Source organism: Pseudomonas syringae (assembly GCF_023278085.1).
Classification (GTDB): Bacteria; Pseudomonadota; Gammaproteobacteria; order Pseudomonadales; family Pseudomonadaceae; genus Aquipseudomonas; species Aquipseudomonas syringae_Q.
The window spans coordinates 1310224-1331675 of sequence record NZ_CP066265.1; the positions used below are offsets into that span (position 1 = coordinate 1310224).

Sequence of the window (21452 nt, forward strand, 5' to 3'; positions counted from 1 at the left end):
AGGTCAGGCAGTCATGATCCGTACCATTCTGAAGATGGGCGATGAGCGCTTGCTGCGCATCGCCCCTCCAGTGCCCACGGAAATGTTCGGCAGCAGCGAACTGAATACGCTGATTGCCGACATGTTTGAAACCATGCACAGCGTCAGTGGCGTGGGGCTGGCAGCACCGCAGATCGGTGTCGACCTGCAACTGGTCATCTTCGGTTTCGAGCGTAACGAGCGTTATCCCGAAGCCGAAGCGGTTCCGCAGACAATCCTGCTCAACCCGGTGATTACGCCGTTGGGTCCCGAGCTGGAAGAGGGCTGGGAAGGTTGTCTCTCGGTGCCCGGCCTGCGCGGCATGGTCGACCGTTATCAGAGCATTCGTTACGAGGGTTTCGACCCTCAAGGCAACCCGATCGAGCGCATCGCCCATGGCTTTCATGCACGGGTTGTCCAGCATGAATGCGATCACCTGATCGGTCGTTTGTACCCGTCGCGCATCACCGATTTCAGCAAGTTCGGCTTCATGGAGGTCATGTTCCCGGACATGGACCCCAACGCTGACGAATGATCGGCCGTCGGCGCGAAACCGCCGCTACGCTTCTCGACACAACGCAATCAACGGCTTGCTGCGGCTGTAGCGCATGAAACGCTCGCCCAGTGTCTGCGGCAGACGCTGGGCAACTTCAAACCCCGCACGTTGATAAAAGACCAGCAGATCAGGGTGGCAGAACAGCCACACAGGCCCTTGCAGTGGCCCGGTCGCAGTACTGATCAGGCGGTGTGCGACGTGTTTGCCGCGCATCGAGGGCGCCACGAACAAGGCGGTCAGCCAATAGCCGTCGGCGACTGGAGTCAGGCTTAGCGCACCGATGATGTCCTGCTGTCTGGCCACCCATACTTCGCCCTTGCTGGTTGCGCGCATGGATGACTGATGCTCGCGATAGAACTTGCCCAGCAAGGGGCGGCACTCGTCAGGCAGCGTGCAGAAGGTGATTTTGGACATCTCGGGCGGCTCGACAGCTCGGAATGGAGGGCTAGCATCATACAGAGCCTGCTGCCGCCACAACTAATGGTGGTGTGCTGATGTCGATACGTTCAGATCCGATCCTGCCACGCCATTCGAGGTGAACATGAAATCCATAACACGACTGCTGGGCTACTCGCTCCTGGCGCTGGGACTGCTTGGTCAGTCGGTATCGGCGGCTGACCAAGCCGCCCCGATCCGCTTTGGCGCACTGACCTGGGAAAGTGGCAGCCTGATCACCGAAGTGCTGCGCACCCTCGTCGAGAAAGGCTACGGCTACCCGACTGACACCTTGCCCGGCAGCACGGTGAGCCTGGAAACCGCATTGGCGAAGAACGACATTCAGGTGATTGCCGAAGAGTGGACGGGGCGCAGTCCGGTATGGATCAAGGCTGAAGCCGAAGGCAGGGTATTCGGCGTGGGCGATATCGTCAAAGGCGCCACCGAAGGCTGGTGGGTGCCTGAGTACGTGATCAAGGGCGATGCCGCGAAAGGCATCAAGCCACTGGCGCCTGATCTGAAGTCGGTTGCTGATCTGGTGCGCTACAAGGACGTGTTCAAAGACCCTGAATCGCCTGACAAAGGCCGATTCCTTAACAGCCCGAGCGGCTGGACCTCGGAAATCGTCAACACCCAGAAGCTCAAGGCCTACGGTTTGAACGACAGCTTCGTCAACTTCCGCACCGGCTCGGGCGCCGCACTGGATGCGGAGATCGCATCAGCTATTCGTCGCGGCAAGCCGGTGCTCTTTTACTACTGGTCACCCACGCCGTTACTGGGTAGCTACAAGCTGATCAAACTGGAAGAACCGCCTTTTGATGCCGAGGCCTGGAAAACCCTGACCGACGCCAGCAATCCTGCTCCACGCGGCAGTGCCTCGCTGGATGCCAATCTGTCGGTCGGTGTCTCTGCCGAGTTCAAGAAGCAGTACCCGGACCTGGTGAGCGTCTTCGAAAAGGTCGATCTGCCGATTGATCTGCTGAACAAGACACTGGGCGAAATGAGCGCTAAGCATCAAGACCCCAAAGTCGTGGCCCAGGCCTTTCTCAAGCAGCATCCTGAAGTCTGGAAAGCCTGGCTGCCTGCCGACGTCGCGACCAAAGTCAGCGCCAGCTTGTGAGCACAACCCTTTGCCAGACGCCTGACGCAACGGGCGGCATGATCAAGTCGCCTCGCGCGTGGTCACGTTTGCCGGTATCGTGAATGCGACCGACACCTATGACGCTGCAACACTGACAGTCAACGATACGGAGCAAGATCATGGACGCATTCATGCAAGCTGCAATTGATGAAGCACAACTCGGGCTTGATGAGGGTGGAATTCCTATCGGCTCGGTCATCGTGCATGACGGCAAGATCATTGGTCGCGGCCACAACCGCCGTGTCCAGGAAGGCAGTCCTACCCGGCATGGCGAGATGGACGCGCTGGAAAATGCCGGTCGCCAACCGGCCAGCGTCTATCGTGACGCGGTGCTCTACACAACGCTGTCACCCTGCGCCATGTGCAGCGGCGCGATCCTGCTCTACGGCATCCGCAAAGTGATCGTGGGCGAGAACCAGTCGTTCATGGGCGAAGAAGCGCTGCTGCGCTCCCGTGGTGTGCACATCGAAGTCCTTGATAACGAGGCGTGCAGGCACATGATGCAAGGCTTCATCACCCGCAAGCCTGAACTGTGGAACGAAGACATCGGTGAAGTAACGGGCTGAAGCCTGTCGCTTTCAGAGCGTGTTTACGACCCTGGTGCCCACGCTCTGCACTCATCGGTATACACAACTCCCGTAGACCCCGGAATACAGGGCTGTCATGTTTCTGGCCGTAGGCCTTCGGCCAGAATCAAAAGCGAGACGATGAGCGCTCTGCATAGACACCAGCGTCAGTCGGGCGAGGGCATGAGGCGCGGGCTAGAACGACAGTGCCATTTCATCAAACAGCACCGTTAAAGTTCTGTTTGTGCCACTAGTGTGCCTTTAACGATGGTAGTCTCTTCCAACCCTCTTTAATGCATGCATACCGTGGCGGTTGCGTGGCTATTTTTCGGAGCCCGATATGTCGGTTCTACAGCGCAACAACGTCAACATCATGGGCAACGGACCGGCCACCCTGATTTTTGCCCATGGTTTTGGCTGCGATCAGCATATGTGGCGGTTCCTGGCGCCGCACTTTGCAGAGCGCTTCAAAGTTGTGCTGTTCGACCTGGTGGGCAGTGGCAATTCCGAGGTTTCGGCCTGGTATCCGCACAAATACGCCTCGCTCAAGGGCTACGCAACAGACTTGCTGGAACTGGTGAACGAGTTTGCCGGGAGCGGGCCGGTCATACATGTCGGGCATTCGGTCAGTTGCATGATCGCGGTGCTTGCCGAGCTTCAAACACCCGGCCGCTTCGACGGGCATATCATGATCGGCCCTTCACCCCACTACCTCAATGACGGTGATTACGTGGGTGGTTTCACCCGTGCCGACGTCGACTCACTGCTGGAAACCCTCGAAAGCAATTACCTGGGCTGGTCCAGCACCATGGCGCCCACCCTCATGGGGGCCTCGGACCGGCCGGAGTTGGGCGAGGAACTTGCCAGCAGTCTGTGCCGCACCAACGCCGAGATAGCCAAGCAATTCGCCCGCGTGACGTTCCTGTCTGACCACCGCGCCGACGTCGCAAAGCTCAAGAGCAAGACCTTGATCCTGCAAAGCAGTGATGATCTGGTAGTGCCTGTTCAAGTGGGCGAGTACTTGCATCGAGTCATTCCGGGCAGCACGCTGCACATGATCGATAACGTAGGGCACTATCCGCATATGAGCGCGCCGGAAGAATGCATCGCAGCCATGAACCTGTTTCTGGATGCTCACGAGAGTGTCGAACATGCCGGTTGAACAGGTAAGCCTGCCAGTGACGGAAGAGCTGTACGAGCACGCGGCCTGCGGGCTGCTGGTGACGCTACCCAATGGCACCATCGAGCGCGCCAATCTGACCTTTTGCCGTTGGCTGGGCCTCACGCGTGAGGCTGTTCTGGGCCGCCGCTTTCAGGACTTGCTGAACGTGGCAGGCAAAGTGTTTCTGCAGACTCACTGGGCGCCGATGCTGCAGACGCAGGGTTCGATTGCCGAAGTCAAAGTCGAATTGATCCACGCCGACGGTCATCCAGTACCGATGATGCTCAACGCCGTACGTCGCGAATACCCGTCCGGTTTTCTCCACGAGGTCGCCGTGTTTCTTGCCGAAGAGCGCAACAAGTACGAGCGCGAACTGCTCGCGGCGCACAAGCTGGCCGAAGAGCTGCTGCAACATCAGATGACCGTTCAGACAGAGCTTACCTCGGCACGCAATCGTCTGCGTCTGGCCCATGCCGAAGCGGAAATTCGGGCCATTTTTGCCGAACAGATGATCGGCATTGTCAGCCACGACCTGCGCAACCCGCTGGCAGCCATAAAAATGGCGGCCGGCCTGCTGGAGCGGACACAACTGGAATCGCGGCAGGAGCGGATCCTCGGTCACATCAACCATTCCACCGATCGTGCTGATCGCATGATCGTTGACCTGCTGGACTTTACTCATGCCCGTGTCGGCAGCGGCATTACGGTTGCCCTTCAGCCGATAGACCTGCACACAGTCATCGCCCGTGGCGTCGAAGAGCTGCGCCAGGTGTTCCCCGAGCGCGTCTTGATGCATCGCAGTGAAGGCGAGGGTGCATGCGTCGCTGATCCGGATCGACTGCTGCAAATGCTCGGCAATCTGGTGAGCAATGCCGTCGCCTATGGTGCGCAGGGCAGCGACATCATCATCACCTCGTCATTCGACACCTATGTGATCAGGCTCTCTGTGCACAATTTCGGTGAGCCCATACCGATGGAGAAAGTGGATGACCTGTATGAGCCAGTGGTACGCATAGTCAGCGACAGCGACGAAACCCGTACCGTCGGGCTGGGTCTGTTCATCGTTCGCGAAATCGTTCGGGCGCATCTGGGCGAGGTGACGGTGCGCTCCTCGGTGCAAGAGGGCACGACGTTCACGGCGACTTTTCCGCGTCCTGCAGCCTGAGATCTATCCCTGCAACAGGTGAACCGGTCATCACGGTTCGGGAACTTCTCTGATGCACAAAAAATGATACGGCCTTAACATAGCGCGCTTAATTTCCCCGCAAGCTTCCTGACAGGTCCGAGATGCGGCATTCCGTTGCAAACGATATCGCCACAATCAGCCGAATCAGCGCTGTGCCGGCCATTCTGCAGGTCATTACCGAATCCACCGGTCTGGGCTTTGCAGCCATCGCCCGCGTCACGGAAAGTTCGTGGACAGCCTGTGCCGTGCTGGACAACCTGAGTTTTGGTCTGAAGCCAGGCGGCGAGCTGGAGCTGACGAGCACCATCTGCCACGAAATACGCAGTTCTCATCAGCCGGTGGTGATCGATCACGTGGCCAAGGATGCCCTGTTCTGTGAGCATCACACCCCGCGCCTGTACAACTTCCAGAGCTACATTTCGGTGCCGGTGTTTCTTACTAACGGCAGCTTCTTCGGCACTATTTGCGCACTGGACCCCAAGCCCGCCAAGCTCATCGGCACGCCTGTCCAGGCCATGATGGAGTCGTTCGCGCGTCTGCTGGCCTTGCAGATCGAGGCCGAGGAAAGCATGCAGCAAGTGCAGGCTGACTTGCTGGCGGAACGCGAAGTGGCCGAGTTACGTGAGCAGTTCATTGCCGTGCTCGGGCATGACCTGCGCAATCCGCTGTTTGCCATCACTGCCAGCGCCGAGCTGTTGCAGCGGCGCATGCTGGATGACAAAGCCTGTGAGATCGTTCAGCACATCCTGAGGTCAGGCAAACGCGCTTCTCAGTTGGTGGACGACGTGCTCGACTTCGCCCGTGGCCGAATGGGCCATGGCATCCCGTTGAGCATTCACGACGCCGAAGGGCTGGATAAAACCCTAGAGCACGTCGTGTCAGAAATACAGCGAGTCCACCCGTCCCGGGTGATCGAGTCGGATATCGGCATGCTGGAGCGCATTCGTTGCGACCACGAGCGGATCGCGCAAATGCTCTCAAATCTGGTCTCCAACGCGATCACTCATGGTGATGCCCACAGCCCGGTACAGGTTGCGGCAGAGGTGCAAGGCGAGCTGTTTCTGCTCAGCGTGACCAACCAGGGTGAGCCGATACCCGAATCGATCCGTTCGCAGCTGTTCCTGCCTTATTCGCGCCCTGTGACCGACGAACCGCAGGCCGGGCTGGGCCTTGGCCTGTACATCGCCAACGAGATTGCTCTTGCCCATGGTGGCACGCTAAGCGTGTGCTCAACCCGTGAGCGAGGCACTATTTTCACGTTCAGCATGCCGTTGAAGTCCGCGTAACGGTCCCTGCGAACGGCTTTCCGAGCAGCAGTTGACCATTCTTGTTACAAACTCTCGCACCGCTTTGCTTGCTCATCGAGATCGCCCGGTCGAACCTGCAGCCTCATCTGCCATCAAACAGCCGAGTCCTCACCGTTCCGCAGAGGTAGTGATGAACAGTTTTGTGCGCAATATCGCCTGGATCGTGCTTGGTGTATCGGCGAGTGTCAGTGTCGTCCAGGCGCAAACCCTGCCGAACAGTACGCGCGACAGCGGTGCCAGCAGCAACCCCTATAACAGTCCGATCCGTCGGGCCAACCCCAATAGCCGTCAGGGGACCGAACCCAATACACCGCCCACTCGCGCGCCGAACATTGCGCCACCGGTTCGCAAGCCGACCCTGGAAAACGGTGGCATCGGCAACGGTTATCCAACGCGCCAGACACCCTCTCGTCCTGTTACGCCCTCGACTTCGCCCCAGCGCGACAACTGAATCGTCAAATCTGCGTGCTCCTCACCAGGCGGCACGCCCACCTAATGCATAAGGAATCGCCCATGTTGAGAAAAACCCTGATCGCGACGTTGTGTACTGCGGCCATCCTGAGCCTGCCATTGACTGCCGGTGCTGCTACAGAGAACTACAAGAGCGAGCTGGGCACAGTGACGGTCAGCCAGGTGGCTGGTGGCTTGAATCATCCATGGGCAGTGGCGTTTCTGCCCGACAGACAAGGCATGCTGGTGACTGAGCGCTCCGGCAATCTGCGCCTGGTGACGGCCGACGGCAAACTGTCGGCACCGCTTTCAGGCGTGCCCGAGGTCTGGGCACAGAAGCAGGGCGGCCTGCTTGACGTGGTGCTGTCTCCGGACTTCGCCAAAGACCGAATGGTTTACCTGACTTACTCCGAAGGTAACGGCAAAACTGCCGCCGAGGGCGACAAGGCTGGCACCGCGGCTGGACGAGGTCGTCTGTCTGCCGACATGACGAAGCTGGAAGGTTTTGAAAAGATCTTCACCCAAGAGCCAAAACTGTCGGTCGGCAACCACTTCGGCGCACGGCTGGTCTTTGACCGTGACGGTTACTTGTTCATCACGCTGGGCGAGAACAATAACCGGCCGACTGCTCAGGACCTGGACAAACTGCAGGGCAAGGTGGTGAGGCTCAACGCCGACGGTGGCGTACCTAAAGACAACCCTTTTGTCGGGCAGAAAAACGTACGTCCGGAAATCTGGTCCTACGGCCATCGCAACCCGCAGGGCGCGACACTTAATCCGTGGACCGGTACGTTGTGGCTTGACGAGCATGGTCCCAAAGGAGGGGATGAGGTGAATATCGTCGAGCGCGGGCAGAACTATGGCTGGCCGATTGCTACCCACGGCATCGACTATTCGGGCGTGCCGATCTCCGAGGCCAAAGGCAAGTTCGTAGAGGGCACTAAAGTACCGTTTCAGGTATGGGAGCAATCACCGGGCGTCAGCGGCATGGCATTTTATGATCACAGCCAGTTCAAGGCGTGGGATCACAGTCTGTTCATTGGCGCGCTGGCAACTGAAGAGTTGATTCGCCTGCAGTTCGACGGCGACAAGATTGTCCATGAAGAGCGTCTGTTGAAAGACATGAAGCAGCGCATACGCGATGTTCGTCAGGGGCCAGATGGATACCTGTACTTGCTGACCGATGATGACGATGGCAGTGTGTTGAAAGTGGGTCTGGCCAAATAATGAAGTTTCAGTAGGCTGAATAAGAAAATTCCCACGAGAGTGTGGGAATTTTCTTTATGGCTTTGACGCATCAAGTGACAGGATCAATTGTCCTTGGAGTCACGCACGACTTCACCGGTCTTGGCATCAACGTCGTAGTTCCATTCGGTATTGTCCTTGGTGTTTTTCAATTCAATCTGATAGACAAGGCGACCGGCCTTGTCCTTTTCCAATTCTGTGTCATGTACAGTGAAACCAGGGTGCTTGGCCAGTGCCTGCTTGTTGAACTGTTCGAAGTCGCCGACGGTGCCAGCCTTGTGCAGGCGAACGACTTCATCAGGGCCGATGTCGGCTTGGGCAATACCGGCAGCAGCGGTCAAGGTAACGGCAGCGAAGAGGGCAGGTATAAGTTTCATGATATTTCCTTTCTGATTGATCTGTTCTAATAGATACATGACACGCCGAGGGGTTCAGCGTTTTTGTTGAAGCCAGATTAGCCATGCATACTTAATTCACGCTTAATTATCCTCACTCGCGTTTCGCCTCGGTCGGGTGCTTGTTGTTTGAGGCGTAAGTCAGGTTTTCCAGCGCAGTGTGTTTGCAGTCAGCGTGTCATGCAAGGCTTGAAAAAAACCACCGTTGAACGTAAAAGGTGGCCCCCTGCCGGAAGGTGCGTTGCGTCTATCCAGGCCAGCCCTTCCGGAGTCAGATCAATGAGTACGCCCTGCCGACCTGCCACGCGATTCGCCCGGCGTCTGTTGCCCTTGAGCATGGCCTTCGCCTCGCCTCTGCTGGCCGCCGAGGTAGTGAACCTGGAGGCGGTCAATGTGACAGGGCTCAGCGATCAGGCCAGCGCCACGGATTACCAGGCGACGCGCGCGTCGATTGCCGGGTCCGATCAGGCTTCGTTGCTGGACACGCCGGCTTCGGTTTCTGTCTTTACCGAAGCGTTGATCAAGGATCGCCAGGCCAGGCTGCTGAGCGACGTGCTGCGTAACGATGCCTCGGTCGGTGACGGTTATGCGCCGGTGGGCTACTACGAAAATTTTGTGGTGCGCGGGTTTTCCCTGAACGCGGCCAATAGCTATCGCATCAACGGCCGAAGCATTGCCGGTGAACAGAACGTGGCGCTGGAAAACAAACAGCAGGTCGAGTTGCTCAAGGGCCTGTCTGGCCTGCAGAGCGGCGTGTCAGAGCCCGGCGGCGTGATCAACTATCAGACCAAGCGGGCGCAGGATGTGCGCTCGGTCACGGTGTCCACCAATGAACAGGGTGAGCGCTACCTGGCGACCGACATTGGCGGCTGGTTTGGTAGCGAGCAACAGTTCGGATTGCGCGCCAACCTCGCTCATGAAGATATTCGCTCGTACGTGCAGCATGCTGATGGCCAGCGTGATTTCGCGTCGCTGGCGTTCGACTGGAACATCAGCGAGCGTGCCTTGCTGCAACTCGACGTCGAATACCAGACCAAAGAGCAGCGCTCGGTGCCGGGCTACCAACTGCTCGGTGGTACGACGCTGCCCCATGATGCCTCGCCGCGCAAGCTGCTGGGTTATCAGCACTGGTCCAACCCGGTCGGAATGGATTCGCTGAACATGAGCGGTCGTTTCGAATACCGCTTCAGCGATGCCTGGAAGGGCAGCCTCAGCGCCTCGCGAAGCAGGGTGGTGATTGACGACTACAGTGCGTTCGCCTGGGGCTGCTACGGTTCGGCCAGCTGCGCGGCAGAGGCGGTGCCCAATCATTTCAGCGCCGAGGGTGGCTATGATATCTACGACTTTCGCAGCCCGGACGACACGCGTCGCAATGATGAGGTCGAGGCGGCGATGTCCGGCACATTCACTACCGGCCCGCTCGAACATGAGCTGACCTATGGCGCCAGTGGTTACCGGCGCACGGTAGACACGCGCGGTACCTTCAACGAGTTCGTCGGTTCGGGCAACATCAACGAGTCGCCCGACACCGTTGCACCGTCCAGCCTGGCTCTGCCGCACACTGAGCGCCGTCTGGACAGCCGCCAGTACGGACTGTTCGTCACGGACAGGATCAGCTTCAACGAACACTGGCAAACCGTGCTGGGCGGCCGTCAGGTGCGACTTGACGAGCAGGCGTTTGCCGAGGACGGCAGCGATGCACGGCATACCGAGCGTTCGGTCTTTCTGCCTCAGGCGGCGCTGATCTACAAGCCGGTGGACAACGTTTCGCTCTACACCAGCTACAGCAAGGGCCTGTCATTGGGCGGGACTGCCGCCTGGTTCACCACCAATGCCAGCGAAATCCTCGCGCCCACTGTGTCCAGGCAGCTGGAGGCGGGCATCAAATACGACTGGCAGCGCCTGAGCCTGACTGCTGCGTTGTTTCAGGCCCGCCAGGCTTATCAGTATTCCAGGCCCAACGACGACGGCACCTTTACGTATGTTCAGCAGGGCGAGCAGAAGAATACCGGGCTCGAACTGAGTGCCAGTGGCCGGGTGACCGACCGTCTGCAGATATCGGCCAGCGCGGCGGCAATTCGTGCACGCGTTGAAGGCAGCGGCACCGAGACCTATGAAGGCCATCAGGCGCTCAACGTGCCCAAATACCGTGCGGCGTTGCAGGCCGATTACAGCTTGCCGATCCACGGCCTGGCGCTGCTGGGTGGCGTGCAATACAGCGCAAGCAAATACGCTGACCGCACAGGGACGGTGCAGGTCAATGACTATGCGCTGTTCAACGTCGGCAGCCGCTACAGCACCAACTTGAGCGGTTACGACACGGTTCTGCGACTGACCGTGGACAACCTGTTCGACAAGCGCTACTGGCGCGATGCTGGCGAATACCTGGGCGATGACTACCTGTTCATGGGTGCACCCAGAACCGCTAGATTGTCGGCCACCGTCAATTTTTGAACCGATAAGCAGGCTGCGAGCCTGTTCGAATGCAGTTCTCGACGCTCTGCGTCGCAAGCGGACGCGGAGCGTCCTGAAGGGCATGCCAACGCGGAGCATTGGCACGATAGTTGAGATTCTTGTGCCGCACGCTCCAGCGTAGGAATAAAGTTCTCGGCGCTCTGGTCGCAAGCGGACGCGGAGCGCCCTGAAGTGCATGCCAACGCGGAGCATTGGCACGATAGTTGAGCTTCTTGTGCCGCACGCTCCAGCGTGGGAATACAGTTTCGACGCTCTGGTCGCAAGCAGACGCGGAGCGTCCTGAAGGGCAACCAACGCGGAGCATTGGCACGATAGTTGAGATTCTTATTCCGCACGCTCCAGCGTGGGAATACAGTTCACGACGCTCTGCGTCGCAAGGGACGCAGAGTTTCCTGAACGGCAGGTCAATGCCAAGTGGCACGAGAGTCGGTTGACCTTACAAGAACCATAAGCGTTCTACCTTCAAATGGCAGCGATGAACACCTGACATCCTGGCGCAGCCTTCAGCTCCGTATCAGTACGCCTGCAAGCTTTGCTATTCTTCGCGCCCTGCGAGCGCAGGGTGTTCTTTTCAGCCATGTTTCGGATGCTCCACTTCATGACGGCCATCGTACATTCCACTCCTCAGCCTTTCAGCAAAGCCGATTACAAGACCTTGAGCCTTGCGGCGCTGGGTGGGGCACTGGAAATCTACGATTTCATCATTTTCGTGTTCTTCGCCCTGACCCTCAGCCAGCTGTTTTTTCCACCGGACATGCCCGAGTGGCTGCGTCTGTTGCAAAGCTTCGGCATCTTCGTCACCGGCTACCTGGCACGCCCGCTGGGCGGGATTCTGATGGCGCATTTCGCCGACCGACTGGGGCGAAAGCGGGTGTTCAGCCTCAGTATCCTGATGATGGCCCTGCCTTGTCTGCTGATCGGCGTGATGCCTACCTACGCACAGATCGGTTACTGGGCACCGTTGGTGCTGTTGGCGCTACGCATTGTGCAAGGTGCTGCGGTGGGCGGTGAAGTGCCCAGTGCATGGGTGTTCGTGGCCGAGCACGCGCCCGAAGGTCGCCGGGGTTATGCACTGGGCGTGTTGCAGGCGGGCCTGACGTTCGGGTATCTGTTGGGCGCGCTGACCGCCGCCTGGCTGGCGCGGGTCTTCAGCCCGGCGGAGATTCTCGATTGGGCATGGCGCATACCGTTTTTGCTCGGCGGCGTATTCGGCGTAGTCGGTGTCTGGCTGCGCCGCTGGCTTAGCGAAACCCCGGTTTTTATCGCCATGCACGCCCAGCGCAAAAATCAGCCAGGTTTGCCGCTTGGCCACGTGTTGCGTGATCATCGGCCATCCTTGCTGCCCGCTGCACTGCTGACGTTCGTACTGACCTCCGCTGTGGTGGTGCTGGTGGTGATTACCCCGACTGTCATGCAACAGCGTTTTGGTATCAGCGCCAGCGAGACCTTTGCACTGAGCGCCGTGGGCATCGTGTTCCTCAATATCGGCTGTGTGCTGGCAGGCAGGCTGGTCGACCGGATCGGCGCATGGCGCGCTGCGATGATCTACAGCCTGCTGATGCCAATGGGCATTGGCGTGCTGTACGCCAGCCTCATCAATCATTGGCTGCCTCTTGGCGTCGCCTATGCAATCGCCGGCATGGCGTGCGGGATCGTCGGCGTGGTGCCTTCAATAATGATCGGGCTGTTCCCGGCAAGCATCCGGGTCTCGGGCATTTCCTTTACCTACAACATCGCCTATGCGCTCTGGGCAAGTACCACGCCGCTGCTGCTGATCGCGCTGATGCCCTGGAATATCTGGGTCTGTGTGCTGTATAGCCTGATCATGGGCATTTTAGGGGGGCTCACCGCCACCGTGTACGGCAGGCAGCAAAATATAAAGGCTGTGTAACAAAGATTTCGGGAAAGTTCCGCAAGCCCGTCAGCGTAATTGTAACAGCTGATTGTAATTCTCATTGCGCAAGTTTATCTTGCCCCTGTCGGTACATACGTCGCCTTTAATTAGTCTGCTTTAGTACGCTTTCTAAAAAGTGTGTCGGCTCACGTCTTGCTGTGGGAATGAAAATAAAATAGTCGGAAGTTTTCCGTATTTCATGTAGGAATTTTCCTCATGTTAGGTGTTTTCGAACGGTTTTCTTTCTGATCAGGGAAGTTGTTACAAGACGTCATGGAGAGGTAGGCAGGTCATGGAGAACACAAACCTAAATAAAAAGAACTCCGTGCCGATTTACTCTTTGAGCCATGGGCGGCAAATGTAGGAACAATCTTACAAACTGTCTTTGGGCAAAATGATGGCAAGAGGGAATATCATGTGGGTGACGATCAGGGAACAAGAAGTTCTTGGCCTGTTGCTGCAAGGCTGCACGAACAAGGAAATTGCCAAACAGCTCAGTATCAGTGGCTACACAGTGCGCGATCATGTGTCTTCGCTGCTCAGAAAAAATCAGGTCAGGACCCGTGTCGAGCTCATGGCTCGCTGTGTATCGTTACTGATCCCCCTAAAAAATACGCGACCCCCTACATCTGTCGGATTGTGCAATGAGCTTGTTCATACATAATGTGTCTTGAGATAAACATTACGTGTTAGCACGTTCAGTATTGCTGGGCACTGTCAGGCAGGTCGATAAAAAAGCATGTTGCTTCCTGGTCGTTACAGGGGCGGTCTTCTGCCTGGCCGTCTGTACAAAGGGATATGTGCAAAACATATAAACAATAAAGGAGTCTCTCATGACTGTTTGTTTTCGTCGGAGCGAGTCACAACTCGTTCAGCCATTGCAACTGGACCCGCACCGATCCGGCTTGAATCTGACCACGGATTTTCACCAGTTGGCGACACGACAGTCCGCGCTTTCTGTTCCTCAACTGGCGGAGCAGCAGGCCAAGCTATCAGGCCCTGTGGGCCTGTTTGCAAAATTCGCCCGTCAGGTCCGCACGCATGGGCGTCAGGCACCTTTGTTCGAAGACCTGGAGGGGTTGCGCGGACGCAAGCGTCTAGCCATCGCCGAACGTGCGGTTCAGTTTGTACTGGGTTTGCATTGCCGCCGACCCCAGGCAGAAAACCCGTTCAAAGGCATGTTGCGCGAAGACCTGTGCTGCATCGTGTTCGATGACTGCTCGATGCACACCCTGGTTGAGCGTTACGCAGCCCGTGAGGCACTAAGGCACCGTGACAGCGAGTACTTCGTCAAGCTGATCGCCACCACCCGGGAAACCGTCGAGCGCCGCATCGTCTTCCATGGTCTGCTGGAACACTTTGACAGGCTGTTGCCCATCGAAAAAAGTATCTACCCGCTCAACTATCGGGCTGCCCAGCAAGCGCACCTTGATTACGAGGAAACACGCTACGGCAAACTGATAATGGAACAGCCCATTGGCGCTTTGCTGGAAAGGCATACGCCGGAATGGTTGTTGAATAACCTGTCCTCTTTTGAGCTTTCTATTGATTGAGAGCGTGCGGGGTGGGTTGTTGCGAGGCGTATCAGTATTGTCAGAAATGACTGTGATGTTAGTGGATGTTGATACAGGTCGGCTGATGTGATTTTTTATAAGTGATTCGGGTTTTTCTAACAAAACAATTTCAAGCTTGATGCGCGTTAGCGCGTTCGGTGAATGATAAGGAATAGGCGTTCGTGCGAAAGTTTTCCACGTCTGCAGCTTTCGTACGGCCAACGTATTTGATTTTTAAAATATTGGAGTAAAAACTATGAAAAATGTAGCACCTTTGATTTTGTTGCTGGTATCGGCTGCCAGCCAGGCGGCCGATTATTCGGTAACGACTACAAGAACGCCGACGTCTATCAACGGACCTGGCCACAGTGCGTTTTCCAGGCACCAGTTGAAGCTGTCTGATTATCCCCGGGGTGCAGCTAATAATTCCCGGTTGCGAAAGCTTTCCTGGACGGCTACGTCTTTTCCTCAGAGTACAGGCGAGGAAGCAAAAATATGCTTTCGACGCGAAGGCGTACACGAGTCGAGCTGTATCCAGATTGATCCAGGTATGCCAGGCGATACTGATTACTTTAATAACTCGGGGTTCAGCTATGCATCAGATGTTTTGATAAAACACAAAGCTGCAAGTGGACCATGGCAAAGTAAGCCCGCAGGACCAGAAACAGTCACTTTTCATTTAACGTATTAATTGTTAATCCCTGGCGATAACCGTCAGGGATCTTACGGGGCAGGAGCCAACGTCATGCGAGTCATAAGTTCCGGAGCAGAAGCACTGATAGTCGCGCAACAACTTGACGATAAAAGGGCGGCGAAAAATATGCCCCCATTTGCCAATCTCCCCCTCCGACCAAGTTCTCCAGACTCTGCAGTGAGTATCAGCGGCCAGGCTCTCTTGAAACACAGAGTGTTCGGGCTCGCGGACTCTGGTCGTTCTGCGCCCATGCTCGGGAAAGCCGAATGTGGAATGTCCATGCCCGAGGCGTTTTTTTTAACCCGGGATGATCGCAGGTTGCTGGGTGATGTTTACGAGTGGGCGAGTGCTCAGGGAGCTGATCTGGGCTATGTCGATGATCTGGCGTTTGAGTTGGCGTCTTATAGGGAGAGTGATAATGGAGGGATAATGCTTCCTCATAACCAAGGCAAAACATATGACATGGAAGGCCACAAGGTTTTCTACAGTTTTACCGAGCAGCACGCGGCCACCGCGAAGCGTATTACCGAGAGCGATACGTTAAAAACAACGCGGCTGGATCAGGGGTTTGTTCGCTTCATCACTGACAAGGACTACGGGTCCATAGGTCACAATAATTTTGAGTTCATGGAAAAAGTAATCAACAGGTTCTCGACGGCGGGGGAAAGAGCTGAGCAACTGGGTGCAGATTTCGCTACTTATAAAAGCCAGAAGAGCGACTACATAAGGACGCTGTCCAAGGAAAAGTACACGCCCGGCGAAGGCGACGCTCAAGAAACAACATCCGCAAAAAAATCCACCAAACCCAAGGAAATAACCCTTGAAAGCCTGCGCGCCGACATGCGCGAGACCTTCCTGAAAGCCATGGGGGTCAAAAGTTTCTCATCCCTGTTCGATATGTTGTTCAAGGACAAGCGTTGAAGGATCAGGCCTTGACGCCCAGTGCCGGGCACTTTTCTGGCGCAGTGTCAGCATTCACCACGCGGTTGCGGCCGTTGCTTTTGGCGAGGTAAAGCGCTTTGTCTGCCTCATGCAACCAGGTCGAGGCGTCGGTCAGTTCAGGGGTATGTGCAGCTATGCCGATACTCAGGCTGACCCTGAGTTCAAAGTGCAGTGAATAGGTGAAGTCATCAATGGCCTGGCGCAGGCGCTCAAGAATTTCCTCCGCCTGGCGTGAACTTGTATCCGGCAAAATGACGCAGAATTCATCGCCCCCACAGCGCCCGATCAGGTCGGTATCGCGAAGACTTTCGACCAGTGCCTCGCTGATATTCTGCAGCACCGTATCGCCCATGAGGTGGCCGTAGGTATCGTTGATGATCTTGAAGTGATCAATGTCGAGCAAGGCGATAGCGCACTGTCGATGCTGGCTGCGGCTCTTGGCGAACTCCAGATCGAGCAGGTCTTTCCACGCGCCATGATTGAGCAGGCCGGTCAGGCTGTCGGTGCGGCTGAGTTGGCGCAGGATATTGCGGTGCTCCCGCAGCTTTAGCGTGACCTGATGGTTCATCCAGCCGATGAAGATGGGGTAGACCACCAGCACGGGAAGACAGGCATAGATCTGCGCCATGTTGCCTTGCAGATTGACGACAGGATCGAGTGCGGCCAGCGAGATCAGCACCCCCAGTGCCTGCGCACAAAAGCCTTGCAGCATCAGTCGCGGACCTGCCGCGGCCATGTTATGCATGGCCATCATTGCGATGACTGTGACGCCGGGAACTGCATTGAATCCCATCGCGCCAATCCAGAAGCCCCCCATCAGCGAATCGAAAAGCAGGTTGCGCCATTCTGCCGCGTAGGGTTCATCCGAGTTTTTGGCGACCTGGTAAGCGAAATGAGGCCATACCAATGCATTGATCAGCGCCAGTGACCAGAGCCAGTGCGCAGCATTCATGTAATACAACGACACCGCGACAGTAATAAAACCAACACTGCCACCGAGTGTTCTCGGGGCGTAAATTCGCTTCGCGAATGACAGTCCCCTACGGTGATGTGTGCTCATGGTTTCTTACCAGACGTGACTTTCTGAATCGGTCAGAAAACACCATCGCTTAACCGAAAGGCGGGAGTTTGAGCGTTCACCAGAGCCATGGGAAGAGGATTTTGCTGGGAGATGTCAAATAGCTACATATTGCAGATGAAGGGCTGTTTCAGAGTCAATTAACTGACAGAACCAGTCTTTAAAACTGTTCAAAAATATGACGAAAGATATAAGGCGATGCCGGTTGAAATAACCAGGCAGTGTGTCTGCGTATTTACAAACACACTGCCCGATCATTCAGAGAGGCGGAATAACGTTATACGAATGCTTTTTGTTGCTGAGTCTTGGTAACCCAAGCGACGGCAATAGCGAGCAATGCAACCACGGCCGCAACGTACCTCCCTGCGCCCAGTCCCAGATGCTCAATGGTCAGGCCGCCGATAATCGACCCCAGACCGATCCCGGCCCAAGGCTGTCCGGCGTGCTGCACGTGGATTGAGTGACTGCACGAAGCTGCGCAGGTGTGTGCATCACTGACCGATAACGGTCTTCACCAGCGCTGCGTGCTCTTTGGGATTTTTCGCGTTGGACACCACGTTCAGCACGGCGGCCCGAGAGCCGGACGCGGTGACAATCGAGGTGCTCAGCACTGATGTGTCACTCATCGTGGCGGAAGTGTCGACCTGACGCACGCCGAGGCCATTCTTCTTGACGATCTTGCGGTCGCCCAGCTTTTTGAAATCCTTGTAGCCGGTACTCTGTTGCGCAAGTATTCCGGTGACCAGACCGTCCAGCACCACGCTGTCGTTGTCGCTGGCCTGAACGCCCATCGGGATCGGCGTTTCGGTAACGATAAGCACACGTTTGTCGGTGGCATTGGTGTACAACGCTCCCGATACGCCCTGTGCCTTGGCCTTTGCGTCAATCTCAGGCATTTCGCCCTGCACATAGCCAGCCGGCACGGTAAACGCCAGTTTGCCGCCCAGCAACGAAACCTTTTGCGCCGCAGCGGCAGGCGCAGTTGCTTGCGGTTTGGTGGCGGCCTGAACGCTGATCATGCTCTGGCAGGCGGCCAGCGCGACGCACACTACAATTGCCTTGAAACCGAAAGAACGCATGAAAATTCCTTTTTAACGGGTAATGACTGCCGCATGGGAGTGCTCAGGCACAAAGAAAGTGCCATGAAAAACGGCCAGCCCGATCACTCCGGCTGGCCGTTCTTGTGTGGCGGTTTGCTTATTCAGCGACCTGCAATTTGCGCGACTCGGTGTACACGTAGCGGACCTTCTCGTACTCGAACGGCGAGTTCAACTGGCCATAGCGGAAGCTGGTCACGTAACGACGATCAATCGCGCGCAATACAGTGATTTCCGGATGGTCGTTGCTGACTTCGGCAACGTTCAGGAAGTTGATCTGGTTTTCAGCCGTGTAGTCAAACAGCATGCCGCCGGTGTCACGCAGGTTCGACGGGCCGAACAATGGCAACACCAGGTAAGGGCCGGCAGGAACACCATAAAAGCCCAATGTCTGGCCGAAGTCTTCGCTCTGGCGCGGCAAACCCATCATGGTGGCCGGGTCCCAGAGGCCGGCGATACCGATAGTGGTGTTGAGCAGCAGGCGACCGGTGGTGTCCAGCGAGCGCTCGCCCTTGAACTGCAGCAGGCTGTTCAGCAGGTTGGAGACATCACCCAGGTTGCTGAAGAAGTTGCTGACACCGCTGCGCACGAAGCCTGGCGTCACATAGCGATAGCCGTTCACGGCAGGCAGGAATACCCATTCATCAAAGCGGTAGTTGAAGTGGTAGACCCGGCGGTTCCAGGACTCCAGCGGGTCGTAGACTTCCAGTGCGTTGATGGAAGCGCGTTCGAATTCGCGCTGATCCAGCCCCGGGTTGAACTGCAGCGACTTCAGTGGCTGAGTGAAACCATCTGCGTCAGTCTGGCGAGCCACGGTGGCGGGATGCTGAGCCTTGTTGCTGGTGTCCGCGTCAGCGGCCTGAGCGGTGCCTGCACAGAGCAGGGCGGCAAGGAGTAAAAGACGTTTAGCCACGGAAAAACTCCAGCATGGCGTCGGTGTTGACGCGGTAATTAAGGTTGCCGCAATGACCACCGTAAGGATAAACGGTCAGGCGATCGCCAAAGGTCTTGCGCAGAAAGCCCAGATCACCGGAGCCCAGAATCACGTCATCAGCGTTGTGCATGACGGAGATCTTGGTGTTGTTGTGCAGGTAATCCTTGAGTGCATACAGACTGACCTGATCCACCAGTTGCAGCAGGCTGCCACCATCAGTGCGTGCACGCCACATCGGGATGACCTGTTCGGTCAGGTAGCAATCGAAGTCGCATTGCAGGGCACGCTTGAGGAACGGCGTCAGGCTGGTGCCTTCGGAGATCGGAAATTTCGGTGGTGTGATCAGGCCGCGACGGTTGATCAGGTCAGAGGTGAACGCGATGTCGGCCGACGAGAAGCGGAATGACGTACCGATCAGCATTGCCATCTGTTCGTTGGTCAGGTGCTGCTTGGACTGCTGGAAGTCGAACAGCAAGGCGTCATTTAGGTCGATGTAGCCTTTTTGCCGGAAGTAACGGGTCAGCTTGGCCAGCACCAGTTCATAGAACGTGGTGGTGTTGTTGATGCCCTTGACGTTGGTCTGCACCAGTTTGTCGAGGTTGCTGATCGACGTGTAGAGGTTGACCGGCGGGTTGAGCAGCAGCACTTTCTTGAAGTTGAAGCTGCGACGGGTTTCGTCGAGCTTGCTGACGAATGCCGCATTCAGCGCCCCGAGGCTGTAACCGGTCAGGTAGTACTCGGTTACCGGTAACTGCGCCTGCTGGGCACGAATGGCCTGCATGACCCGGTAGATGTCTTCAGCGTCTTCCGTGGACACACCTGGAGTGGCAAAGCGCGAGGCCGAGCTCATGAAGTCGTAGCTGGTAGGCGAGGACAACTGCACGACGTGATAACCCGCGCCGTAATACAGCTTTTTCAGGAATTCGTTGATGGTGCTGTTGTAAGGCGCACCTGTACCGGCAATCAGGAAAATCAGCGGTGCAGCGTGATCCTGTTTCGCCAGGCGGTAGTGCAACTTCTTCACTGCCCAGAAGTTGTCGGGCAGGGTGAACTCGCGCTCGGGGTGCAGGTTCAGGGTGTAAACATCCTGATCGATGTCTTCATCGTCAGGCAGATCGGGCCGCAGATCGGGCGGCGTTGTCGCAATGGTCGCTTCGAACGGATTAGTCAGCGGGTAGCCATAGGTGGCTGGGTCGACATTGGTCGCCAGAGCGGACGCACTTAAACACAAGCCACCTATAACGGTAGCGAAGCGCAGAAAACGGAGCATGACTAAATCCCTTGGGAAAGAAGTGCTGATGAAATACGCAGGCTATGACCAAGGTGTAGTGCCAAAGTGCCGCATCCACCGGTTAACCGTGTAAATATGACGGAACAATACACGGTCCGGGGATTTTTCAATGCAGATATGCGGTTTATTTTTCGCATGCGGCGAGAACGGACTGCTGTGATCACCCGAGCGTGGGGAATGACCACCACTACAGCGCCGGCAGCCAGGCAGGTTTCAGAGGCCGGAAAACACAAAGGAGAGCCGTAGCTCTCCTCCAATGCGTTTCACGTGCTCTTTTTATTGTTATAGGGCGGCCTGTTATTGTTGTTGGCGACCAGTCCCTTTACAGCGTTGTTGTGCGACCCCCATCCGGGGTCAAGAGCAAACGTATTTTTTTGAGCGCTGATTCACTTTAATCACCTGCCTGCACAACAGGGTAATCCCACCGGTTCTGGAGCTACCTGACGGTAGTTTTATTGTTCTCGGTCCGGTCGCGAGGCCTTTCATTGAAAGGTCCCTGTAAAGCTGATCCACTCCAAAAAAATCTGTTAGCTGCGCCTCTGTCCGTTTTGTTCTTGTTGTGTCAGAGCCGTTACGTCTTATTTTTATTGGTTTGCTGCATCGTTTCTTGTTTTTGTTGTACTAGAGACATAGCAGGACCCGTGCCAGTTTTTAAAATTCGTTTAAAAACAAAAACTTGCCTGTGGTAACGAAATCCTGACCTGTGCGGCGTCGCAAAAAATGTTTCCGTGTTACCCGTTCGGGCTCGTCCCTGTCACTTCGTGGTAACACATGCTGTTTCCTTTGCAGATCGGGCCGGGCATGACGTTTCTCGCCTGCGTCGTCGCTGGTGGCTGGATGTTGTCGTTCTCCGTTGCCTCAGTGTCGCAGCCAGAGCATGGCTGTTTGCTCGGCAGGTTGATGATCAAGGTGGCGTTGCTGTGCGTGCCATTGCGTGCGGCAGCGATCAAAGCGTGCAGGGCGCAGGGTGCCCGAGGCTGGGCGCGGGGGCGGTCTGGAGAACAACGTTAACCATGCCCCGACAACCGTCGGT

General features: G+C 56.6%; 21 protein-coding genes. 15 read left to right on the forward strand and 6 right to left on the reverse strand.

All coding sequences use genetic code 11. From position 1 onward, the window contains the following. Positions 1–13 precede the first annotated feature (13 nt). The gene (def, locus tag I9H07_RS05935) at positions 14–553 is read left to right on the forward strand and encodes a peptide deformylase (protein ID WP_024674670.1); all 540 of its coding nucleotides are present in this window, start codon (positions 14–16) and stop codon (positions 551–553) included. Positions 554–577: 24 nt separating this feature from the next. Here the strand turns inward: def and I9H07_RS05940 are convergent, their stop codons facing one another. Further along, positions 578–988 carry a GNAT family N-acetyltransferase gene (locus I9H07_RS05940; protein WP_058823930.1) on the reverse strand — a complete coding sequence of 137 codons (411 nt, stop codon included), beginning with the start codon at positions 986–988 and terminating at the stop codon, positions 578–580. A 127-nt stretch (positions 989–1115) separates the two neighbouring features. On the opposite strand from I9H07_RS05940, the gene I9H07_RS05945 reads away from it, so the two are divergent. From I9H07_RS05945 to I9H07_RS05975, 7 genes are all read left to right on the forward strand, one after another. Then, entirely contained in the window at positions 1116–2129 is a 1014-nt protein-coding gene (locus I9H07_RS05945) for an ABC transporter substrate-binding protein (protein WP_236423646.1), read from the forward strand. Between the two features lie 140 nt (positions 2130–2269). Beyond that, on the forward strand, positions 2270–2716 hold the full coding sequence (locus I9H07_RS05950; protein WP_236423645.1) for a nucleoside deaminase: 447 nt from the start codon (positions 2270–2272) through the stop codon (positions 2714–2716). Positions 2717–3056: 340 nt separating this feature from the next. Beyond that, the gene (locus I9H07_RS05955) at positions 3057–3878 is read left to right on the forward strand and encodes an alpha/beta fold hydrolase (protein ID WP_024672736.1); all 822 of its coding nucleotides are present in this window, start codon (positions 3057–3059) and stop codon (positions 3876–3878) included. Then, the gene (locus I9H07_RS05960) at positions 3868–5043 is read left to right on the forward strand and encodes a PAS domain-containing sensor histidine kinase (RefSeq protein WP_024672735.1); all 1176 of its coding nucleotides are present in this window, start codon (positions 3868–3870) and stop codon (positions 5041–5043) included. The genes I9H07_RS05955 and I9H07_RS05960 overlap by 11 nt, the downstream gene beginning before the upstream one ends. Positions 5044–5165: 122 nt before the next feature. Further along, positions 5166–6350 carry a GAF domain-containing sensor histidine kinase gene (locus I9H07_RS05965; RefSeq protein ID WP_024672734.1) on the forward strand — a complete coding sequence of 395 codons (1185 nt, stop codon included), beginning with the start codon at positions 5166–5168 and terminating at the stop codon, positions 6348–6350. A gap of 151 nt (positions 6351–6501) precedes the next feature. Then, positions 6502–6822, forward strand: a complete 321-nt coding sequence (locus I9H07_RS05970) for a hypothetical protein (RefSeq protein WP_024672733.1) — start codon at positions 6502–6504, stop codon at positions 6820–6822. Between the two features lie 62 nt (positions 6823–6884). Then, the gene (locus tag I9H07_RS05975) at positions 6885–8048 is read left to right on the forward strand and encodes a PQQ-dependent sugar dehydrogenase (protein ID WP_024672732.1); all 1164 of its coding nucleotides are present in this window, start codon (positions 6885–6887) and stop codon (positions 8046–8048) included. A gap of 83 nt (positions 8049–8131) precedes the next feature. On the opposite strand, the gene I9H07_RS05980 is transcribed toward I9H07_RS05975, so the two are convergent. Then, positions 8132–8443: a PepSY domain-containing protein gene (locus tag I9H07_RS05980; protein ID WP_024672731.1), complete on the reverse strand. Its 312-nt coding sequence runs from the start codon at positions 8441–8443 to the stop codon at positions 8132–8134. A 297-nt stretch (positions 8444–8740) separates the two neighbouring features. On the opposite strand from I9H07_RS05980, the gene I9H07_RS05985 reads away from it, so the two are divergent. The 6 genes from I9H07_RS05985 to I9H07_RS06010 all read left to right on the forward strand — a co-directional run bounded on the left by I9H07_RS05985 (position 8741) and on the right by I9H07_RS06010 (position 15998). Then, positions 8741–10915 (forward strand): TonB-dependent siderophore receptor, encoded by a 2175-nt coding sequence (locus I9H07_RS05985; RefSeq protein WP_058823928.1) that lies wholly within the window; start codon positions 8741–8743, stop codon positions 10913–10915. Between the two features lie 619 nt (positions 10916–11534). Further along, positions 11535–12827: an MFS transporter gene (locus tag I9H07_RS05990; RefSeq protein ID WP_236426084.1), complete on the forward strand. Its 1293-nt coding sequence runs from the start codon at positions 11535–11537 to the stop codon at positions 12825–12827. A 397-nt stretch (positions 12828–13224) separates the two neighbouring features. Then, positions 13225–13494 (forward strand): helix-turn-helix domain-containing protein, encoded by a 270-nt coding sequence (locus I9H07_RS05995; protein ID WP_080266482.1) that lies wholly within the window; start codon positions 13225–13227, stop codon positions 13492–13494. Between the two features lie 169 nt (positions 13495–13663). Then, entirely contained in the window at positions 13664–14383 is a 720-nt protein-coding gene (locus I9H07_RS06000) for a hypothetical protein (RefSeq protein ID WP_024671887.1), read from the forward strand. 256 nt (positions 14384–14639) lie between these two features. Next, the gene (locus tag I9H07_RS06005) at positions 14640–15074 is read left to right on the forward strand and encodes a hypothetical protein (RefSeq protein WP_080266483.1); all 435 of its coding nucleotides are present in this window, start codon (positions 14640–14642) and stop codon (positions 15072–15074) included. A gap of 54 nt (positions 15075–15128) precedes the next feature. Continuing rightward, on the forward strand, positions 15129–15998 hold the full coding sequence (locus tag I9H07_RS06010; protein ID WP_024671888.1) for a hypothetical protein: 870 nt from the start codon (positions 15129–15131) through the stop codon (positions 15996–15998). A gap of 4 nt (positions 15999–16002) precedes the next feature. Here the strand turns inward: I9H07_RS06010 and I9H07_RS06015 are convergent, their stop codons facing one another. The 4 genes from I9H07_RS06015 to I9H07_RS06035 form a co-directional block, all read right to left on the reverse strand. Then, positions 16003–17079: a diguanylate cyclase gene (locus tag I9H07_RS06015; protein WP_024671889.1), complete on the reverse strand. Its 1077-nt coding sequence runs from the start codon at positions 17077–17079 to the stop codon at positions 16003–16005. 509 nt (positions 17080–17588) lie between these two features. Continuing rightward, positions 17589–18176, reverse strand: a complete 588-nt coding sequence (locus tag I9H07_RS06025) for a polyribonucleotide nucleotidyltransferase (RefSeq protein ID WP_024671890.1) — start codon at positions 18174–18176, stop codon at positions 17589–17591. Positions 18177–18294: 118 nt separating this feature from the next. After that, on the reverse strand, positions 18295–19107 hold the full coding sequence (locus I9H07_RS06030) for an MlaA family lipoprotein (protein ID WP_024671891.1): 813 nt from the start codon (positions 19105–19107) through the stop codon (positions 18295–18297). Beyond that, positions 19100–20398, reverse strand: coding sequence for a serine/threonine protein kinase (locus I9H07_RS06035; RefSeq protein ID WP_058823926.1), 1299 nt, complete (start codon positions 20396–20398; stop codon positions 19100–19102). Before I9H07_RS06035 ends, I9H07_RS06030 begins: the two co-directional genes overlap by 8 nt. A gap of 792 nt (positions 20399–21190) precedes the next feature. Here I9H07_RS06035 and I9H07_RS06040 point away from each other — a divergent pair. After that, complete coding sequence (locus I9H07_RS06040; protein ID WP_161632837.1) at positions 21191–21430, forward strand: hypothetical protein; 240 nt, start codon at positions 21191–21193, stop codon at positions 21428–21430. Positions 21431–21452 lie beyond the last annotated feature (22 nt).

What these genes read in the sequence shown, in the direction of transcription:
- def (WP_024674670.1), top strand. Translation starts at nt 14, where the DNA reads ATGATCCGTACCATTCTGAAGATGGGCGATGAGCGCTTGCTGCGCATC.
- I9H07_RS05940 (WP_058823930.1), bottom strand. Translation starts at nt 988, where the DNA reads ATGTCCAAAATCACCTTCTGCACGCTGCCTGACGAGTGCCGCCCCTTG.
- I9H07_RS05945 (WP_236423646.1), top strand. Translation starts at nt 1,116, where the DNA reads ATGAAATCCATAACACGACTGCTGGGCTACTCGCTCCTGGCGCTGGGA.
- I9H07_RS05950 (WP_236423645.1), top strand. Translation starts at nt 2,270, where the DNA reads ATGGACGCATTCATGCAAGCTGCAATTGATGAAGCACAACTCGGGCTT.
- I9H07_RS05955 (WP_024672736.1), top strand. Translation starts at nt 3,057, where the DNA reads ATGTCGGTTCTACAGCGCAACAACGTCAACATCATGGGCAACGGACCG.
- I9H07_RS05960 (WP_024672735.1), top strand. Translation starts at nt 3,868, where the DNA reads ATGCCGGTTGAACAGGTAAGCCTGCCAGTGACGGAAGAGCTGTACGAG.
- I9H07_RS05965 (WP_024672734.1), top strand. Translation starts at nt 5,166, where the DNA reads ATGCGGCATTCCGTTGCAAACGATATCGCCACAATCAGCCGAATCAGC.
- I9H07_RS05970 (WP_024672733.1), top strand. Translation starts at nt 6,502, where the DNA reads ATGAACAGTTTTGTGCGCAATATCGCCTGGATCGTGCTTGGTGTATCG.
- I9H07_RS05975 (WP_024672732.1), top strand. Translation starts at nt 6,885, where the DNA reads ATGTTGAGAAAAACCCTGATCGCGACGTTGTGTACTGCGGCCATCCTG.
- I9H07_RS05980 (WP_024672731.1), bottom strand. Translation starts at nt 8,443, where the DNA reads ATGAAACTTATACCTGCCCTCTTCGCTGCCGTTACCTTGACCGCTGCT.
- I9H07_RS05985 (WP_058823928.1), top strand. Translation starts at nt 8,741, where the DNA reads ATGAGTACGCCCTGCCGACCTGCCACGCGATTCGCCCGGCGTCTGTTG.
- I9H07_RS05990 (WP_236426084.1), top strand. Translation starts at nt 11,535, where the DNA reads ATGACGGCCATCGTACATTCCACTCCTCAGCCTTTCAGCAAAGCCGAT.
- I9H07_RS05995 (WP_080266482.1), top strand. Translation starts at nt 13,225, where the DNA reads ATGATGGCAAGAGGGAATATCATGTGGGTGACGATCAGGGAACAAGAA.
- I9H07_RS06000 (WP_024671887.1), top strand. Translation starts at nt 13,664, where the DNA reads ATGACTGTTTGTTTTCGTCGGAGCGAGTCACAACTCGTTCAGCCATTG.
- I9H07_RS06005 (WP_080266483.1), top strand. Translation starts at nt 14,640, where the DNA reads ATGAAAAATGTAGCACCTTTGATTTTGTTGCTGGTATCGGCTGCCAGC.
- I9H07_RS06010 (WP_024671888.1), top strand. Translation starts at nt 15,129, where the DNA reads ATGCGAGTCATAAGTTCCGGAGCAGAAGCACTGATAGTCGCGCAACAA.
- I9H07_RS06015 (WP_024671889.1), bottom strand. Translation starts at nt 17,079, where the DNA reads ATGAGCACACATCACCGTAGGGGACTGTCATTCGCGAAGCGAATTTAC.
- I9H07_RS06025 (WP_024671890.1), bottom strand. Translation starts at nt 18,176, where the DNA reads ATGCGTTCTTTCGGTTTCAAGGCAATTGTAGTGTGCGTCGCGCTGGCC.
- I9H07_RS06035 (WP_058823926.1), bottom strand. Translation starts at nt 20,398, where the DNA reads ATGCTCCGTTTTCTGCGCTTCGCTACCGTTATAGGTGGCTTGTGTTTA.
- I9H07_RS06040 (WP_161632837.1), top strand. Translation starts at nt 21,191, where the DNA reads ATGCTGTTTCCTTTGCAGATCGGGCCGGGCATGACGTTTCTCGCCTGC.